The 2,486-nt window shown below is 64.9% G+C and carries 2 protein-coding genes; one reads left to right on the top strand and one right to left on the bottom strand.

What is annotated here, in order from left to right; all coding sequences use genetic code 11:
• A partial coding sequence (locus AC5JLB_RS27580; RefSeq protein WP_495877035.1) for an FAD-binding oxidoreductase occupies positions 1–1,065 on the bottom strand: 1,065 nt, incomplete at its 3' end.
• A 499-nt stretch (positions 1,066–1,564) separates the two neighbouring features.
• Between AC5JLB_RS27580 and AC5JLB_RS27575 the strand changes: the two genes are divergently transcribed.
• Positions 1,565–2,486: leucyl aminopeptidase family protein (locus AC5JLB_RS27575; protein WP_495877036.1), on the top strand; the 922-nt coding region annotated here is incomplete at its 3' end.

Below are 2,486 nucleotides of genomic sequence, written 5' to 3'. Positions count from 1 at the left end.
GACCGGAACCCTGGTCGCCTGTCCGTGGAAACTCTCCAGTAGGATGGAACTGGTCGGAACCGGGCAGCGCTCATAGGCGCTCACCATCGCCTCGATCGCCTGGTCAGAGAGCTGCGGCAGGAAAGTCGACTTCCAATAGTTGAGTGCGCCGCTCGGGAAACCGGCGTCGAGCATGCCGTTCAGGACCGTATAGGGGATCGGCCCGAGGGCATCCATCGCGACCGTGCCAAAACCGCGGATGCGGGCGGCCGTCGCTTCCGCATCGGCCGAGGACCCGGTGTGGCAGACGACCACTGCCGCGATCTTTGTGCCAGAGCCATCGGGGGTGGTCGTCAGTCCACCGACCACCATCAAGTCCTCGGAGGCGTCGCCCGCAAGCTCGCGGAACCCACGCAGCACCTGTCGTGCTTCAGCGAACGGAAAGGCGGCCAAGCCACCGAACACAAGTGGTCCGACTGGATGTAGCTTGAACTCGAATGAGGCGGCGATGCCGAAGTTGCCGCCTCCGCCTCGCACCGCCCAGAACAGATCGGGGTTCTCGTCCGCGCTCGCAGTCGCAACCGAGCCGTCGGCCAGGACCAAGTCCACCGAGAGCAGGTTGTCGAGCGCCATGCCGTGTTTTGTCATCAGCCAACCAATGCCACCGCCGAGCGTCAGGCCGGCTACGCCGGTTGTGCCGATCACCCCTCCGGTGGTCGCCAAGCCGTGCAGCTGGGCTTCGCGATTGAACTCCTTCCACAGCACCCCGCCTTCGACCACGGCGGTCCTCGCGGACGCATTGATGTGGATCCCCTTCATCAGCGAGAGGTCGATCATCATCCCGCCGTCGAGCACGGCACGGCCCGCGACGTTGTGGCCTCCCCCGCGAACCGAGATCTCCAGCCCCGTTGCTCGTGCATGGCGCACGGCATCAACGATGTCGGCCATGCCCCGACACCGGGCGATCACCGCGGGCCTGCGGTCGATCAGGCCATTGTGGATCTTGCGCGCATCTTCGAAGCCCGTCGCCCCTGGCTCCAGGACGGCTCCGAGAAAACTGCCTGCCAGTTCCGCTATGCCAGTCATGAAGATTGCTCCTCCGCGCCGGTCACACCCACCAACGGGAAACATCCTTCCACCTTACCCTACGGCAAGCAAGAGCAACCGTCAGTGGAGATTCATCGGCCCTTGCTCATGCCAACTCGACGCCAATGCCCTGGTCTTGTTAGATGCTTTAAGCTATATGCGGGTTGGCAGTCACCACTTCGATCGCGGCGATAATTGCGGAAGCAGGCCCTGGTGAGCGCAGCCAGGAGCCCACGAACTCCCCGACCGAGCAGCCCGCTCCTTTGCGGGCCGACACGGGGCCGGAGAGCAGGACAGCTGGAATACTAAGGTCGAGAGTGACGCGACGCTCAGATGGATGCGGGTCATCTGTCTGAACATGGCCCCCGGACGAGCCCGTGCAGGGCACGACCTGAGATGAAGGCGGGACTCCGGACAACCGGACCATTCTGTTGCTTGCGTTGCCGTTGGGCGGACCTATGACGGGCCGCAGCCGAATTGCGGGAGGACGCCTTTGCCTGTGACGATCAGATTGCAGCAGGATCGGGGCGCCACGCCTTCCCCAACCGGCGATGTCCTTGTTGTGCTGAGGTATGGCAGCATCTTTGGCGCCGCCGCACAGGACCTGGATGCCCGGCTCGATGGCCGGCTCGTTCGCGCCTGCGCCTCACCGCGCCCGAATGGACAGGCCGAAGACGTCGTCGATCTCCTCGCCCTTCATCACGATGGGCCGCGCCGGGTCCTCGTGCTCAATCTAGGTGATCCGGCCGCACTGACCGAGCTACGGGCCAGCCGAGCGGGGGCCACTCTCGCGCGCTATCTCGAGGCGAAGGAGGAGACAGTGGTCACCCTGATCCTCGACACGGCCGAGGGATCGGCGCTCGCCCCGGACGAACTGCTTGCTCGGATCATCCTCGGGGTGCGACTACAGAACTACCGCTTCCCGATGATGCCCAAGGGGACTTCGGCGCCCGAGCTGGCGCTGACGGTCCATGCATCGGGTATCGGATCCGCGGCGCTGAAACGGACCGATGCGATCGCCGAAGGTGTCTGCCTAGCCCGTGACCTTGTGAACTATCCGGGAAGCCACCTGCACCCTGACAACTTCGCCACATTCCTCTCCCCGCTCCGCGAAGCCGGGATCGCCATCGAGGAGCTTGACAGCACCGCGCTCGAACGGATCGGCATGGGGGCGGTGCTGGCGGTCGGGAACGGCTCGGCCCACAAGCCACGTGTCATCGCCTTGACCTACCAGGGCGAGGGCTCGGGACCGAAGCCGTTGGCTCTGGTCGGCAAGGGCATATGCTTCGACGCCGGCGGACTCTGCATCAAGACCGGACGGCAGATGTTCACCATGAAGGGTGACATGGGTGGCGCGGCGGCGGTCATCGGGACCATTCTCGCGCTGGCGCGACAGAAAGCCCCGGTCCATGTGGTCGGCC

The sequence above is a fragment of the Myxacorys chilensis genome (assembly GCF_059505265.1).
Note: the sequence above shows the minus strand (reverse complement) of the source record. Positions and strands in the feature narration are given on the sequence as shown.